A 15,750-nucleotide genomic window follows, 5' to 3' on the forward strand; every position below is an offset into this window, starting at 1 on the left:
TCTTCATCTTTAGCAAATCCCAAAACACAATCACTATTTTTCGACACAATCAGCGTTTTTGTAATTTTATTACTATTATTCTAAATAAATTTTTGTCGTAATTCGCTTATCAAAAATCAAATACTTATTTTTACATTTCCATTGATTTTAACGCTTGTCCATTGACATTATTGGCTTTATTAATATAGTAAAAATATGTATTTTTTCATTGAAAATGTATTGACATTTGAATTAAATGGTAGTATAGTAACATTAGATAAATTTTTATAAGAATTTTGTAGTTTTATAAAATAATTTATTAGCTTTTAAATGCTACATTGTATGTAGTATTATGTTAAAATTTGTTGAATTTTGAAATTGATTTTAGGAGGAATGAATAATGAAATCTACAGGTGTTGTTAGAAGAGTAGATGAACTTGGTAGAATAGTTATACCAATAGAATTAAGAAGGACTTTAGATATAGCAGAAAAAGATGCTTTAGAAATTTACGTTGATGGTGAACAAATTATATTAAAAAAATATGAACCAGCTTGTATATTCTGCGGTGATGCAAGAGATGTTATAAATTATAAAGGAAAAAACATCTGCAAAAGCTGTTTAAACGAATTAAAAGTAGACTAATACACTCGCTCTATCCCCCCACACTTGTAAGTGTGGGTTTTTTATTTTATATTATTAAAAAGGAGTTTTAACTTAATCAAGCTAAAACTCCTAACAATTTTTATCTTACTCTCCTTGCTCCACTATAATCGCTTCTAGTTAAAGGAGATATTTTTATAACATCACCTGTTCTTGGTGCATGTATATAAGCATTATTTCCTACATAAATACCTACATGATGAGCAGGGGATCCAAAGAAAACTAAATCTCCTGGCTCAAGATTGTCCCTAGATACAGATGCTCCAAAATTCTGTTGATCTTCTGATACTCTTGGTATATTTATACCAAAATGCGCATATACATATCTTGTAAAGCCTGAACAATCAAAATTACTTGGACCATTTCCACCCCACTGATAAGGTGTTCCTAAAAAATTTGACGCATATGCAACAATTGTATTAGAAGAAATTTCAGATGGCCCTCTAGAAGGCTTGTACTCAGGAACGTTATCCCTAATAGAATTAATCTCTGCCATAGCAGAATTTATAATGCTTTGTGATTCACTTATCCTTGATGCATACATTCTTTCCTGATTTCTTAGTTCTGCTAATAGCTTGTCCTGTTCTGATTTTTTGTTATTTACATCTGCTAATTTCTTTTCATTGTCAGCTTTTAGAGCCACTAATTTATTACTTTCATTTTTTAAGGCTTCTTTTTTCTTTTCTATAGCTTGTTTTTTAGCATTAAGATCTGCAATTATTTTCTTATCTAATTCAATTATTTTCTTTATAGAATCCGCTCTAGAAATTAGATCACTTATTCCCTCTGCTTCTACAAGCATATCAAGGTAACTTCCTACCCCACTTATGTACATTGCTCTAACTCTTTTATTAAAGAGCTCTTGCTCTTCTTTAATATCTTCCTCTGCCTTTTCAATATCTTTTTCTACTACTTGTATTTCTTTTTCAGTATTTGATATTTTTTTCTTAGTATCCTCTATCTGTCTTAATATTCCTTCTATGTTACTATCTAATTTTTCCAATTCAACTTCAATAGCTTCTTGCTTATTTTTAACATTGTTTAAAGACTTTTTATTTTCCTCTATTTTTTGTTGCTGGTTTTTTATTTTTTCAGTAAGTGGTTCTGCTAATACTGGTACACTTAATGTTCCAACTAAAGATAAAGCTACTATAGCAGACACTAATTTTTTATTCACTAAGACACCCCCCGTAATACTTTTGTTTATCAACTTAATAGTTTAATCATAATCTTATAATTGTTACCGTTTTGTTACTTTTTTATTATAACATTATTTTTAACAAAATCTCAATGGCAAAATATATATTACCGATGGAAATTCATGCTAAATTAATCTTTATGGATATTTATAGAGAACCTATAAACTTCAGATTTTGATAATTTTCTATCCTTTGCAGTATTTTTAATTGCGTCCTTTTTACTTAAGCCCTCTTCTATATACATCATTATATGTTCTTCTATTGATAAGTCTTGCCATTTCTCTCTTTCTTCCATTTCTATTTCTTCTTGACTTTTTCCTTCTAATATAAGAACGTATTCTCCTTTTGGCAAGTTTTTTTTATAGTACTCTAGAGAATCCTCAATAGTCATCCTTATAATTTCTTCATGAAGCTTTGTAAGCTCCCTGCATAAAGATATTCTACGTTCACCTAAATTATCCTTTAAAAATTCTAAAGTATTTATTAATCTATGAGGTGCCTCATAAAATATTAACGTTTCTTTTCTTTCTTTTATTTCTTCGATTAGTTCTTTTTTTTCTTTATTACTTTTAGGAATAAAACCTAAAAACATAAATTTAGAGGTATCCATACCCGAGTATACTAATGCTGTAATAGACGCTGTAGCTCCAGGCAATACTTCAAAATCTATATTATTGTCAATACATTTTTTAATAATAACACTTCCTGGATCTGAAATACCTGGTGTTCCTGCATCACTTACTAATGCAATTTCTTTTCCTTCTTGAAGAATTTCTATTAAATTATTGCTTTTACCATATTCATTATGCTGATGATAACTAATCAACTGCTTTTTTATATTATAATGGTTAGTTAATTTTAATGTCTGCCTTGTATCTTCTGCGGCTATAATATCTACTGAATTTAACACTTCTATAGCCCTTAAAGTAATATCCTTTAAATTTCCTATTGGTGTAGGAACAATATAAAGCTTTCCCTTACTCATTTTTATCATCCTCTTTACCATATATTATATTTATATCTTCAGTATATTCACCTTTTTCATTATACACACATAAGGTATTATCCCATTTCAAAAACTTGCCTCCGCCTTTTTGTCCTTCAATCAACACTAAATTTGGAGGTCTATTCATAGAAGGTTGAATCATTTTAATTACTTTGGGTTCTATCTTATATTTTCTCATTTCACATAAGATATCTGCTATTCTCTCCGGTCTATGTACCATATATAATCTACCTTTATCTTTTAATATAGTACTAGCCGCTTCTATAACATCCCCTAAAGTGCAACATATTTCATGTCTTGCTATGGAATCTTTATTATCTAAGTTTACTAATCCACTATTTATTAACTTATAAGGAGGATTAACTGTTACCACATCTACTTTGTTTAAAGACTTCATTAACTTTTTATCCTTTAAGTCTCCATTTATAAATTTTACTTTTTCACTAATATCATTATATAAAGCTGTTCTATTAGCCATCTCTGCCATATCTTCTTGTATTTCTATGCCTACAATTTTGTTAACCTTATTCTTTGCAGCAATAACAAAAGGTATTATTCCTGTACCGCTACATAGATCTACCAAAGAATCCTTTTCTCTTACCTTTGCAAAGTTAGCTAATAATATTGCATCCATGCCAAATCTAAATCCATATTCTTTTTGTATAACCGCATAGCCATTTATTTGCAAATCATCTAAAGTTTCTCCATCTTTTATAAGTTCTAGTCTCTTCATAGTATTTTCCCTTTCCATAAAATATTAAAAAAATGAAACAAATAAACTATTTGTTTCATTTTTTCTAGTGTCTATAATTTATAAGTAAATAAAATGTCTTCACCAGACTTTACATTCTCATTTGTATTATATTCTATTTCTTTTACTACATCAACATTAGTTATTATAACTGGAGTTATTAAAGAATATCCCTTATTTATAATAAGTTCCCTATCTATTTTAATTACAGGCTCTCCTAGTTTTAGCGTATCCCCCTCTTTTACTAAAGGAGTAAAACCTTCGCTTTCTAAGCCTATTGTATCTATTCCTATATGAATTAGTATTTCAATACCGTTGTCCAAAACCATTCCAAAAGCGTGATTAGTTTTAAATAATAAACTTAATTTTCCATTAGCAGGCGCAACTACAACATCGTTAATAGGATCTATTGCTACACCTTCTCCCACTAACTTCTTTGAAAAAATCTTATCCTGTATAGTTGATAAATCTATTACTTTCCCATCCATAGGGGCAGTTAAAGTATGATTTCTTTTTAACAAATTAAACATATTATCTATCCTCCATACAAATTAAAACCATTACAAAAAAGACCACTTATTTAAGTGGTCTTTTTTATTATTCTTGAACAATTGCTCCTACTGGGCAAACGTTAGCACAGTTTCCACAATCAATGCAAGATGCAGCATCGATATCAAACTGAGTATCTCCTTGGCTTATAGCACTAACTGGACATTCTGAAGAACATGCTCCACAGCTTATGCAAGTGTCTGTTATTTTATATGCCATAATGTGCACACCTCCTTAAATTTTGGACAAGTTATTACGATTTATATTTTACCACGTTTAGTAAGATTTTTAAAGTGATTTTTATAAAATAGTATATCCTAAGTCTTCTATGGACTCTATAATTTCATCTAATGATATGAAATGTTCATCATAAACTATGTTAGCTTCTCCTTTTTCAGGATTTATTTGACAAGCTACTACACCCTCATTATTTGATATAGCTTTTCTAACTCTACTAATATCGCTCATATTTTTCATATTACATATCTTTATAATAGACTTCATAGCTTCCTCCTAGTTTTCTTTAAATAATTCCTTAATTATGACTTCATCTTCATCATCTATCTCTATTTTAATATCTTCATCACTTATCGTTCCTTCGAATGATCCTGAAATTAAACTCAATTCTTCTATTGGAATCTCTTGAATAAATTCCTCACCATTCAAAGGTTTTATCTTAGCTTTTACGCTTTCTTTTACAGCACTATTTGATATTACTTCGCCTTCTCCATATGAGCTACTTATTATAGAACCAACCCTCGGTAATTTTTTTCTTATTTCCTCATAGGTATCCTGTTCAAAATTTAAACAGCACATAAGTCTTCCACAAATACCTGATATTTTAGTAGGGTTTAATGAAAGATTTTGCTCTTTAGCCATCTTTATTGATACTGGTGCAAAATCACCTAAGTATGTAGAGCAGCACATAGCTCTTCCACAAGGACCCAGTCCTCCTACCATCTTAGCCTCATCTCTTACACCAATCTGCCTAAGCTCTATTCTTGTTCTAAATATAGCTGCTAAATCTTTAACTAACTCTCTAAAATCCACTCTTCCATCTGCTGTAAAGTAAAATATTACTTTATTATTATCAAAGGTATACTCTACATCTATAAGCTTCATCTGCAAATTGTGCTGTTGAATTTTTTCTAAACATACATTAAAAGCTTCGTTTTCTTTATTTTTATTTTGTAAATGCTTATCTTCATCTTCTTCTGTAGCTTTTCTTATAACATTTTTTAAAGGAGCAACTATATCATCTTCACTTACCTCTTTTGGTCCAATTACACACTGACCAAATTCTACTCCTCTAACAGTTTCTACTATAACATTATTATCTTTACCTATTTCTAAATCTCCTGGAGAAAAATAATATATTTTCCCAGCCTTTTTAAAGCGTACTCCTACTACCTTTACCATATTGTTTTATACCTCCTGCATCTTCAGCAACATTGTATCAAAAACTAAAGATGTATTTACATTGCTCTCTAATTTATCCCTTGTATCTTTTATTATCTCCATAATATCATTCAGTTGTGTAAATGAAAATACTTCAGCTAGATTTTTTATGTGGTCTAATTTATCTAAGTTTATCATCAATGAACTTTCTCCAATTTCTTTATATATCATAATATCACGTGCATAGGAAAGAAACCAAGTTAAGGTCTCCTTCCAAGTAGATTTATATTTTACAAGAATTTCCTCATAGCTTAAAATATCTAAATCCTTATTTGCTAAGCTATTTAAAATACTTAGTACATTATCACGTATTTCCTTCAGATTTGAATTTTCAATATATTTTTCACCTCTACCAGGAATATAATCACTAATTACAGAAATTATCTTTAATTCTTCTTCGTTTAAATGAGGGTATTTACTAGTTAAAAATTGTTTCATCTCATCATTACTCAAATGATTAAGTTTATATACTTGGCATCTTGATTTAATAGTATCCAATACATTTTCTGCTTCTTCACATAGCATTATTATAAAAACTCCCCTAGGAGGTTCCTCAAGAGTCTTTAAAAATGCATTTTGAGCTTGTATTGTCATAAGTTCTGAATTATATATGATTATTACTTTTTTATCCCCTTCATAGGGCTTAGTATTAGTCTCTTCAATAATATTTCTTATCTCTTCAACGCCAATAGATTTTTTGTTTTTACTAATTTTACACTCTATTATATCTGCATATTCTCTATTTGGCTCTTTTCCCAATAATAAACACGCTATCCCCTTAGCTATTAAGCTTTTTCCTATACCATCTTCTCCACATATAAGGTAGGCGTGGGAAAATCTTTCACTATTTATAGAATTAATTATTTGATTTTTAATATGATCATGGCCTATTATATAATCCAATGATTACTCCTCCATCATATTTTAACGAATTTATCTACATCTACCACAAATATAGTAGCTCCACCTACTTTTACTTCAATTGGATATGGAACATATACCCCAGTAGAACCTGCTATAGGTGAAGGTGTTGTCATTATTTGATTTCTCGTTTTACATATCTCTTCTATCTGTCCTATTACCTCATCTATCTTTTCTTCCTCTACACCTATCATAAGTGTAGTATTTCCTGATTTCAAAAAACCTCCGGTGGTAGCTAGTTTTGTAACTCTAAAGCCCTTATCCGTTAATAAATCTATTAAATCATTTGCATCATCATCTTGAACAACTGCAATTATGAGTTTCATAAAACATACCTCCTCGTATTAATAACTTATAATTATATTTTATCATACATTATAAGCTTTTAGTTACTGCATTGTATATTTCCTCATGTATTTCATCAATAGTCTTAATCTTTTCATTGTATACACAATTAATTTTAAGCCAATTATATTTATCTGCAATTTCACAGGCATTTTCATAAGAATGAATTAGATAATCCTCATCTTTCTCATGTATATCCTTTTTATTTTCACCAGTAAACTTATTCTTCCTATTCATAATTAACTGTCTACTATATTTAGGTGGCATATCAAGAAAAATTACAGTATGAGGTACAGGTAATCCCATTAAATTAAATTCCAGATTCCAAAGCCAATCTAGATACTTATACTTTTCCTCTTTATTTTCTATTTTAGCTGCTTGATGAACCATATTCGATGTAGTATATCGGTCTGCTAAAACTATACCCCCATTATTATAAAAATCCTCCCACTCCTTCTTAAATGAAGCAAACCTATCTACTGCATAAAATGTAGATGCCGCATACGCATTTACGTCTTCAGGTTTATCTCCAAACTCACCATTTAAATACATCTTTATTAAAGCTGATGACTGACTATCATAGTTTGGATATTGTATTTTTATTGTTTTATATCCTTCCTTTATTAATCTTTCATAAAGTTTTTTTGTTTGAGTAGCTTTTCCGCTTCCATCACTAGCTTCTAACACAATCAATTTTCCTTTGTTCATATTCTTAACCTCTTCCGTACTAATCATTTTCAATTATATTTATTTCTTCACCATGTAATCCTATAATATCTAATCCATGTTCTTTATAATATTTTAACATATCTACTACTTCTTTATCTATAAGCTCACCCATCATAATTACTGGTATTCCTGGTGGATAAGGGATTATATTTTCACCACATATACTACCAATAGACTTACTCAATTTTATTTTTTTCTTTTTCATGTTTAAAGCTTGGTATGGGGCTATAATAGATTTTGGTATATGATGGTTTATCAAATCTATAGTTTTATCCTTAAACTCTAATAAATTACATTTTTTCAAAACCTCATAAAGGTGTTTAAACTGCTCTTCACTATTAAACGGTGAAAAAATTAATATACAATTAAAAGTATCGCTCATTTCACATTGTATTTTATTTTTTCTTAAATAAGCTAAAAGCAAGTTAGAATTATATCCTTTATTTAAACTCAATACGTATCTAGTACTGTCTAAATCATAACCATACTTGCTTTTCACATAATTTTTATCTATTATATTTATACCTTCTATTTCATTAATTTTATGTTTGTATTTTTCCATGACATTTATTAACTTATCATAATCCTCGTATCCAAATTCACTTAAATAATATCTTGCATAGTCCATTGAGCATAAAAATAAATACGAGGGACTTGTACTAGAAAATGAACTAAAATAAAAGTCCACTTTTTCTATATCCTCTTTTTTATTTACATGAAGAAATGCGGTTTGAGTGAAACTTGGTAAAGTCTTATGAGAGCTCATAACCACCATATCCGCTCCTAATTTTACTGCACTCTCAGGTAAATTAGGGTTTATACCAAAATGTGCCCCATGGGCTGAATCTATTAAAACTTTCATATTATATTTTTTAGCTTCTTTAATTATCCTATCCAAAGAGCAACATACACCATAATAATTAGGATAAGTTAGTATTATGCCTTTAGCATCACTATTTTCTTTTATACATTGAAAAAAATGCTCCATATTTATGGAAAAAGGAGCATTAAATTTCTCATCTATTATATTCTCAATATAAATTGGTTTTAATTTTCTCATTATAATTCCATTGAATATAGATTTATGACAGTTTCTATCTATTATAACCTTGTCTCCTTCTTCAAAAGAGGAAAATATCATTATCATATTGCCACTAGTGCTTCCATTAACTAAAAAATAAGACTTTTCACTACCATATAGTTGGGATAGAAGTTTACTAGATTCTTTGATTATTCCTTCAGCATTATGAAGATTATCAACACCGTCTACTTCGGTGATATCAAAATGAATTAAATTATCTATAAACTCTTTCCCCTCAATGGTAGTGCTAAATCCCTCTCCATTTTTGTGGCCTGGCATGGCAAAATTAATATTATTTTCTTTTAAGTATTTTAAAACCCCTTCTATAAGTGGTAATTTTGACACCTGTTATCCTCTCCTCTTAACATAGAGTATGTTAAATATTTTTTTATGCAATTTTTATAATACAAATAAAAATCTGTATCCATTCTTACATTCACCATTTTCTCTTCACAATTCTGGCATATTCCTTTTCCATTTAATATTATACCACGGTTTAGAGGCTTACCACATATAATACAGCATTGTCTTTTCATAAATTTCCTCCTTAAAATTTCTACATCTAAATTTTTGCCTCTTACTATATATTTTATTCAGTATAGTGCTGAAATTTATTTTGTCCACATAAATATATGAAATAAATTTTGGTTATACTAATAAAAACCTAATATGGAGATGATTTTATGAAACAAGAAATTGTAACTTCTTTAAATTTATTAGATAAAGAAATATTTAATATCTCAAGATATATATATGATAATCCTGAGAAAAGTTTTCATGAATATAAATGTTCTGCTTATTTAATTGATATATTAAAAAAGCATAGCTTTAATGTAATAGAAAACTTTATGAATATGCCTACGGCGTTTTATGGGGAATATGGAATAGGCCATCCTAAAATATGCTTTATATGTGAATATGATTCAGCTGATGACTTAGGACATATTTCAGGTCATAACCTAATATCATCCATATCTATTGCTGCTGCTTTATCCCTTACAAAAGCTGTAGACAAAATAGGCGGATCCATAGTAGTTATCGGCTGCCCTGGTGAATATGTTGGAAGTTCAAAAGTGACCATGGTTAGGCAGGGAGTATTTAATGGAATTGATGCTGTTTTAATGGCTCATCCTAATACCGTAACAGCAGAGAGTGGTAGCTCCACCGCATTAATTCCATTAGAAATCACATATACTAGTGAAAAGGGAATGAGCTTTATGAAGTCTTCATCACATTCGGCCCTAGACGCCGGTATACTTACATTCAATGCTATAAACGCTCTATCAAAAGGATTCAATTCTACAATTAGCGTTAATGGTGTTATAACAGAAGGAGGAACTTCTCCTGCATTACTTCCTCATCTATGGCAAGGGAAATTTTATATAAGAGGCTCAAAAATGTGTCATATTGAACCTATTGAAAAAAAGATTCGCGATTTAGTTAAATATATTTCTAATCTACTAGAGGTTCATTCAGAGATTTCCTTATATGAACTACCTTATGAGGAGCTTATAACCAATAGTACTTTATCAAGAATTTTTTCTCATAATCTTAAAGAAAGTGGTTTAATTGATATAGATCCTCCTAAAGATACATTTTCTTCATTAAGTTTAGGAACAGTGAGTCATGTTGTACCTTGTATTCATCCCTATATTTCAATTGTAGAAAGTGATTCTATTAAATATTCATCTCCAGAATTTGCAATGGTTACTATTTCACGTTTTGCTCATGAAAAAGTGATGAAAGTTGCTCAGGCATTAGCAATAACAGCTCTTGATCTACTACAAAAAGAAAGCCTATTGAGTGAAATAAAATTAGAATTTAACAAAACAATAAAAAAAGAATAGCCTAAAATATTAGGCTACTTTTTCTTTATTGAACATTATTTTTTTTACTAAATTATCGCTAGGTTCAAAGTAAAATTTTTTTATTTTATTTCCATCCCTATAAATGCAATAGCATGGTTTAGTATTAAAAGCTGAACATATATATCTTTTAGCATTAAATATTTTCCTATGTGAAACTAATAAATTTTCTTGTCCAACATATTCAATGTTCCATAACTTTATATTCTCTACCACTTTATCTTCATTGCCAATTATTCTATGAATTATAAACTGATCAGCTATTATAGAATAAGTATATCTGACCCTACAGTACATAATTTCACAAATTAAAGTGACAATTATAAGGACAGAAGATACAGCAACAGTTAATCTCCCAAACTCATCCATAATTTCCATAAAAAACAAAGATACAACTAGAATAGAAAAAAATTTAACTATTGAAGAAAGTTTTTTTCTGCCTATAGTTTCTTTATACATGTTTCCCATAAAATAACCTCCATTATAAAAGGAACTATTATTAATACCATAGAGATTATACTAGGGTTTTTATATTTTATCTATAGCAGCTACATTTTATTATAGCCTTATAGAGGCAATTATTCATCTTTATATACTATATTACAATAGAAGCTTCATATTTACTCATTATATCTTCGTATATTGTTATTTTTCACCGCTACTAAAAAAAATTTTATATTCATTTAATAATATCAATATATTAGTCACATTACATATATAATAAGTGTTAATTATGCCATAGGAAAATAAAAAAGCACCTACTATTAAGTAAGTGCCTAATAAACTCTATATTAAAATATTGTTTATAAAACTTAAACCTCTGAAATATTTTAATTTCAGAGGTTTTTTGTTGGAGGCGCCACCCGGATTTGAACCGGGGGATAGAGGTTTTGCAGACCTTTGCCTTACCGCTTGGCTATAGCGCCACATAAAATACTATATAAGTATAGCATTTAAAAATCATTTTGTCAATGACTTTTAAATGCTATTATTTAAAATTATAATTCTTTAACTATTCCCCCCAAGATCTCTCCTATTTTATCATTGATAACTAAAGATGCATTAGAATCATAAGAAGTAGATGATTTATTTATAAGTATTAACTTATTTCCCTTATAGTAGTAAATTAAATTAGCTGCAGGATAAACTACTAAAGATGTACCTCCTACAATTAAAACATCAGAATTTTCAACATAATAAACCGCTTTATTTATTGCGTCATCATCTAAAGGTTCTTCATATAGTACAACATCTGGTTTAACAATACCACCACATTTTTCGCACCTAGGAATTTCCTCTTTACTATCTAATATATAATTTAAATCATAAAATTGTCCACAATCCGTGCAGAAGTTTCTATGAACACTACCATGAAGCTCTATAACATTTTTAGATCCTGCTTTTTGGTGAAGGCCGTCAATATTTTGAGTTATCACAGCTTTTAATTTGCCCATCTCCTCTAATTGAGATAGAGCATAATGAGCTGCGTTAGGATCTGCATTTTTGTATATCATTTTATTTTTATAAAAATCATAAAAATCTTCAGTGTGATCACAGAAAAAAGTATGACTTAGCATAACTTCTGGTGGGTAGGAGTAATTATCCTTAGTTTTATATAGTCCAACTTCTGATCTAAAATCAGGTATATTACTTTCAGTAGAAACTCCAGCTCCTCCAAAGAAAACTATATTTGAACTATTCCTTATTATCTCTTTGAGCTTTTCTTTATTATTCATTACTATTACCCCCATTAAATGTACTATTTATATTATATACTTATAGGGGCGATAATATCAATTAAATGCATTTCTTTAACATTACATCTAGTATAACGTCATCAGTATTATTCATTCCCTCCATGGAAACTCTTCCTAAATTTTCGATTGTTTGTTCTGCAGTTTCTGTTAGAATTCCATTGTCTGAAGGTATAAATAAATTATTTAAAGCTAATTTTGAAGCTTCAATTGCTGATGCTACGGATATAGATAGTTTATATGAACATCCAATTTTAGCTCCATCACATATCATTCCTGTCAATCCTGCTATCATATTTTTTATAGATCCCTTTATCTGCTGCTTATTTCCTCCCATTAAGTAAGTCAAACCTGCGCTACAACCTACCCCTGCTGCCACACCACATCCGCAAACTGCTGATAGAGCTCCTGTATATACTTTTACATAGGCGGTTATTAAATGACTCAGTGTTACTGCTCTTACTATTTTATCTCTATCTATTCCTTTTTCTACTCCAATAATAGCAATAGGTAGTATAGCAACTAACCCATGATTTCCTGAACCTGCACTACTCATTACTGGTAGAGGATATCCAGACATTCTTGCTTCTGAAGCTGCTGCAGTTAATGCCTTAGCAAGGGATTCTGAATCATTAGCTTGATTTTTTAATAATTTTCCTATTCCTATGCCCAATTCTTCATTAACTCCTATAAAAGCAATTCTTTTATTCATTTCTATTCCTTCATTTATAAACTCTATATCGCTGTAATTTACATCATCAGAAAATTCTATTAGTTGATCAATAGAAAACTCTTTTATTCTATTTTTTATTGCATAGTTTTTATTCTTTTCTTCTCTCTCATTATTAATATTTGTATCTTCTAATAATTCAAATATTTTTCCATTCTTCTCTTCAGAAACTATATTTAAATGATTATTTTTAATAACAACTCCCGCTTCCTCTCCTTGTCCTTTTGCTACAACCTTTATATATAATCCTTCAGTACTTTCCTGTAAATTCAATTTAATAACTTTTTTATTAACTATTTCATAAGCCTTTTCTATATCCTCATTATTTGAATCCTTTAATACTTCTAATTTATACTGTGGTTTACCACATACTAGAGAAAGTGCTGCAGCAAATATAATTCCTTTTTCCTTTGTTCCAGGTATACCTACATCCATACCATTTTTCAATATATTTTTATCCACCCATATATCTAACTCTGTTACTTCTTTATCCAATATTTCTTTTGCCCTCGCTACCGCATAGGCTACTGCTCCTGGTTCTGTACATCCTAATGCTGGTGTAACTCCTGCTTTTAATATTTCTATAATAAGATTCTTATCCATATCTAGCATCTCCCTTTTATAAACATTCATTAATTTATAAAGCAAAGTTTATGCCATTAAGTTAACTCTACAAAATTCATGGTATTTCTGCTATGTATTTATCACTTTTGATAATAAAATATACTTTTCATACAACTTTCTTGATTTATCAAGTAGTATTTGTATTTATCAAAAATAAAAATTATTTATCATTTTTGATAAATAATTTTTATTATATAAATTTTTATACAGATTCATGGTATTATTAATATATACTCCTATTAAATAGTTAAATGGAGGTTAATTTTTATGAAAAATATAGGAAATGAACTTCAGAACATAGCTGAAACTATAAAAGCTATAACAGGTGTTGACGTAACTATTGTTGACAATAATCTTAAACGAATTGCGGGGACAGGTGTATTAAAAGATAAAATAGGTGGTTATGTTCCTAAAAACTCTGCTTTTGAAAAATCTCTAATTTCAGGTCGTCAATATTTAATCGTTGATCCTGCTACAGATGATTTATGTATTGACTGTTATGGCAGAGATAGTTGTAAAGAAAAATTAGAATTATGTATACCTATAAGAATCGATAATAAAACAATAGGTATTTTAGGCATGTGTATATTTGATGAGAAAACAAAGTTAGATTTTATAAATAAACAGGAAGACTTTAAGAATTTTGAAAGTAGATTAAGTAGTTTAATCTCCACAAGAATAAATGAGGAAAAACTAGGAGTAATCGTCGAATATCGTTCATCAGAACTTATGACCCTAATCAATTCCTTAAATGAAGGAATAATAATACTTAATAATAACAAAACAATATTATCAATAAATAAATATATGAAAGATCGATTAAATATATCAAACATAAATCAATATGCCAATATATCTGATATTATACCTGTCAAAGTAGTAAACAATCTAATTGAAAAGAATTTTAATGGAGAAATTGGTCCTATTATCATTGAAAAAAATAAATTTTTAATCAATGCTTCTCCAATTATAGTTAAAGGTGCAAATCAAGGAGTAGTGCTAGTATTCTCAGATTTTGATAAAATGCAAGAATCTGTGCTAAATGCTAGTAAAATATCAGGTATAGTGACTTTCGATGATATAGTTGGTGAAAGCGAAGCTATAAAATATGTTAAAAGTCAAGCTATCCAAATAGCTGAGAAGGATATATCTGTACTTTTACTTGGTGAAAGTGGCACAGGAAAAGAGGTTTTTGCTAGAGCTATACACTTTGCTAGCAAAAGAAGAAATGATGTTTTTATGCCTATTAATTGCGGTGCTATACCTGACAATTTAATAGAGAGTGAACTTTTTGGATACGAAAAAGGATCCTTTACGGGAGCGAACACCACAGGTAAAATAGGTAAATTTGAATTAGCTAAAGATGGTACTATATTTTTAGATGAAATAGGAGATTTACCTTTGCACATGCAAGTAAAGCTTTTAAGAGTTCTTGAAGAAAAAGAACTTATGAGAGTGGGTGGTTACAATAACATAAAGGTTAACCCAAGAATTATTTCTGCCACTCATAAAAACCTGCATAATATGGTTTTAGATAAAGGGTTTAGAGAAGATCTCTTTTATAGATTAAATGTAGTTCCTATAGTAATACCACCTTTACGCGAAAGAGGATATGATATCATTATATTAGCTAAGTATTTTTTAAATAAATACAATAACATATATAATAAAGATATTAAAGGCTTTACTTTAAATTGTGAACAAGCACTACTTAGTTATTCTTTTCCCGGAAACATAAGAGAATTGAAAAACTTGATCGAATATGCTGTTAATTTCGAAAGTAAAGATTATATAGATACTGAAACTATAAATAAAAAATGGAATAACACAAGCATTGGAAATGTAGATTTAACACTATCAGAAATGACTAAAACTTATGAAAAAAAGATTATAAAGGATTATCTTAATCGATACGGTAATGACTTAAATGGTAAAAAAATTATAGCTGAAAAACTTGGCATAAGTATAGCAACTTTATATAGAAAAATAGATGAAAATTAAAAAATGCAGAAGATATTTTCTTCTGCATTTAATATTCCATTGGACCTGGCGACGACCTACTTTCCCACAAGGCCTCCCTTGTAGTATCATCGGCGCA

At 29.1% G+C, this 15,750-nt stretch carries 18 protein-coding genes and 1 tRNA gene; 3 read left to right on the forward strand and 16 right to left on the reverse strand.

Annotated elements, in window-relative coordinates:
* Positions 1-379 precede the first annotated feature (379 nt).
* Positions 380-622, forward strand: coding sequence for an AbrB/MazE/SpoVT family DNA-binding domain-containing protein (locus tag RYO54_RS06285; protein WP_315116785.1), 243 nt, complete (start codon positions 380-382; stop codon positions 620-622).
* Positions 623-722: 100 nt separating this feature from the next.
* Here the strand turns inward: RYO54_RS06285 and RYO54_RS06290 are convergent, their stop codons facing one another.
* The 12 genes from RYO54_RS06290 to RYO54_RS06345 form a co-directional block, all read right to left on the reverse strand.
* Positions 723-1,817 (reverse strand): NlpC/P60 family protein, encoded by a 1,095-nt coding sequence (locus RYO54_RS06290; RefSeq protein ID WP_315116786.1) that lies wholly within the window; start codon positions 1,815-1,817, stop codon positions 723-725.
* Positions 1,818-1,969: 152 nt separating this feature from the next.
* Positions 1,970-2,833 (reverse strand): 16S rRNA (cytidine(1402)-2'-O)-methyltransferase, encoded by an 864-nt coding sequence (gene rsmI / locus RYO54_RS06295; RefSeq protein WP_315116816.1) that lies wholly within the window; start codon positions 2,831-2,833, stop codon positions 1,970-1,972.
* Positions 2,817-3,578, reverse strand: a complete 762-nt coding sequence (locus RYO54_RS06300) for a tRNA1(Val) (adenine(37)-N6)-methyltransferase (protein ID WP_315116788.1) — start codon at positions 3,576-3,578, stop codon at positions 2,817-2,819. Before RYO54_RS06300 ends, rsmI begins: the two co-directional genes overlap by 17 nt.
* A gap of 71 nt (positions 3,579-3,649) precedes the next feature.
* Complete coding sequence (locus RYO54_RS06305) at positions 3,650-4,126, reverse strand: PTS glucose transporter subunit IIA (protein WP_315116790.1); 477 nt, start codon at positions 4,124-4,126, stop codon at positions 3,650-3,652.
* A 67-nt stretch (positions 4,127-4,193) separates the two neighbouring features.
* Positions 4,194-4,364 (reverse strand): 4Fe-4S binding protein, encoded by a 171-nt coding sequence (locus RYO54_RS06310; RefSeq protein WP_315116792.1) that lies wholly within the window; start codon positions 4,362-4,364, stop codon positions 4,194-4,196.
* 81 nt (positions 4,365-4,445) lie between these two features.
* Positions 4,446-4,649: a heavy-metal-associated domain-containing protein gene (locus tag RYO54_RS06315; RefSeq protein WP_315116794.1), complete on the reverse strand. Its 204-nt coding sequence runs from the start codon at positions 4,647-4,649 to the stop codon at positions 4,446-4,448.
* A 9-nt stretch (positions 4,650-4,658) separates the two neighbouring features.
* The gene (locus RYO54_RS06320; RefSeq protein ID WP_315116796.1) at positions 4,659-5,564 is read right to left on the reverse strand and encodes a stage 0 sporulation family protein; all 906 of its coding nucleotides are present in this window, start codon (positions 5,562-5,564) and stop codon (positions 4,659-4,661) included.
* A gap of 6 nt (positions 5,565-5,570) precedes the next feature.
* On the reverse strand, positions 5,571-6,506 hold the full coding sequence (locus tag RYO54_RS06325) for a DNA polymerase III subunit delta' (protein WP_315116798.1): 936 nt from the start codon (positions 6,504-6,506) through the stop codon (positions 5,571-5,573).
* Between the two features lie 14 nt (positions 6,507-6,520).
* Positions 6,521-6,850: a cyclic-di-AMP receptor gene (locus tag RYO54_RS06330; RefSeq protein WP_315116799.1), complete on the reverse strand. Its 330-nt coding sequence runs from the start codon at positions 6,848-6,850 to the stop codon at positions 6,521-6,523.
* Between the two features lie 49 nt (positions 6,851-6,899).
* On the reverse strand, positions 6,900-7,577 hold the full coding sequence (locus tag RYO54_RS06335; RefSeq protein WP_315116800.1) for a thymidylate kinase: 678 nt from the start codon (positions 7,575-7,577) through the stop codon (positions 6,900-6,902).
* Between the two features lie 19 nt (positions 7,578-7,596).
* Complete coding sequence (locus RYO54_RS06340; RefSeq protein ID WP_315116801.1) at positions 7,597-9,024, reverse strand: aminotransferase class V-fold PLP-dependent enzyme; 1,428 nt, start codon at positions 9,022-9,024, stop codon at positions 7,597-7,599.
* The gene (locus RYO54_RS06345) at positions 9,003-9,215 is read right to left on the reverse strand and encodes a sigma factor G inhibitor Gin (protein ID WP_315116802.1); all 213 of its coding nucleotides are present in this window, start codon (positions 9,213-9,215) and stop codon (positions 9,003-9,005) included. Before RYO54_RS06345 ends, RYO54_RS06340 begins: the two co-directional genes overlap by 22 nt.
* Before the next feature lie 147 nt (positions 9,216-9,362).
* Between RYO54_RS06345 and RYO54_RS06350 the strand changes: the two genes are divergently transcribed.
* A complete protein-coding gene (locus RYO54_RS06350) occupies positions 9,363-10,526 on the forward strand; it encodes a M20 family peptidase (RefSeq protein WP_315116803.1) in 1,164 nt (387 codons plus the stop codon).
* A gap of 9 nt (positions 10,527-10,535) precedes the next feature.
* Here the strand turns inward: RYO54_RS06350 and RYO54_RS06355 are convergent, their stop codons facing one another.
* The 4 genes from RYO54_RS06355 to RYO54_RS06370 all read right to left on the reverse strand — a co-directional run bounded on the left by RYO54_RS06355 (position 10,536) and on the right by RYO54_RS06370 (position 13,631).
* On the reverse strand, positions 10,536-11,012 hold the full coding sequence (locus RYO54_RS06355) for a hypothetical protein (protein WP_315116804.1): 477 nt from the start codon (positions 11,010-11,012) through the stop codon (positions 10,536-10,538).
* Between the two features lie 383 nt (positions 11,013-11,395).
* Positions 11,396-11,470: transfer RNA gene (locus RYO54_RS06360), tRNA-Cys, on the reverse strand.
* A gap of 72 nt (positions 11,471-11,542) precedes the next feature.
* Positions 11,543-12,280: an NAD-dependent protein deacylase gene (locus RYO54_RS06365; protein WP_315116805.1), complete on the reverse strand. Its 738-nt coding sequence runs from the start codon at positions 12,278-12,280 to the stop codon at positions 11,543-11,545.
* A gap of 61 nt (positions 12,281-12,341) precedes the next feature.
* Positions 12,342-13,631: an L-serine ammonia-lyase, iron-sulfur-dependent, subunit alpha gene (locus RYO54_RS06370; protein WP_315116807.1), complete on the reverse strand. Its 1,290-nt coding sequence runs from the start codon at positions 13,629-13,631 to the stop codon at positions 12,342-12,344.
* A gap of 288 nt (positions 13,632-13,919) precedes the next feature.
* Here RYO54_RS06370 and RYO54_RS06375 point away from each other — a divergent pair, with 288 nt between their 5' ends.
* Positions 13,920-15,653, forward strand: coding sequence for a sigma 54-interacting transcriptional regulator (locus RYO54_RS06375; protein ID WP_315116809.1), 1,734 nt, complete (start codon positions 13,920-13,922; stop codon positions 15,651-15,653).
* Positions 15,654-15,750 lie beyond the last annotated feature (97 nt).

Origin of the sequence: uncultured Clostridium sp. (assembly GCF_963515715.1) — a bacterium.
Lineage (GTDB): Bacteria > Bacillota > Clostridia > Clostridiales > Clostridiaceae > Clostridium_AW.